This window comes from Bartonella sp. AP58NXGY (genome assembly GCF_042195785.1).
Taxonomy (GTDB): domain Bacteria; phylum Pseudomonadota; class Alphaproteobacteria; order Rhizobiales; family Rhizobiaceae; genus Bartonella.
This window is the reverse complement of record NZ_JBHIOY010000452.1, coordinates 1-505: the sequence shown is the minus strand read 5'-3', so window position 1 is coordinate 505 and position 505 is coordinate 1. Positions and strand designations below refer to the sequence as shown.

Annotated in this window: 1 pseudogene; it reads right to left on the bottom strand. The window is 43.4% G+C overall.

What is annotated here, in order from left to right:
* A pseudogene (locus ACFINC_RS11960) lies at positions 1-336 on the bottom strand (hypothetical protein); the annotation flags it as partial.
* Positions 337-505 lie beyond the last annotated feature (169 nt).

The following is a 505-nucleotide window of genomic DNA, read 5'->3' as shown; positions in this document are numbered from 1 at the left end:
ATCGCTTTTTCCTTCAATTTCCACTTTCCATCCCAAACTCTTTAAAAGTGCCGTTGCACTGTCCATCGTTAGAATATCCTCATCAGAAAGAGAAAACGCTTTCGAAGCGTTTTCTTCAAATGACGGCTTAAGCATCGGTGTTTCGCCACTGGGCGGTTCAAACGCAACCGGTTCTTTAAGCACACGTCTTAATTCTTTTCTCACTTGGCAATACAGTCTCTCCCGCTTGAAAGCAGAATAATACAATGCCCAAATGAACATCGTGACCACAGCAGAAAGCAGCGTGAAAAGCGTCAAGCCCACACCCCACGAGAGTACAACAATAATATCTATCATTTTCTGCCCTCCCTTCACGCGCTGTTTTGTTGAGAAGCGGTTTTCCTCCGCTGCCAGATTTCTTGATCCAACTGCTTGATCTTTTTTTTCAACAAACGCGTAAAAATGATGCGGACCACAAAGGCAACAGGAATAAGCACAAAAAGAAGCGTTGATATAAAACCCAATA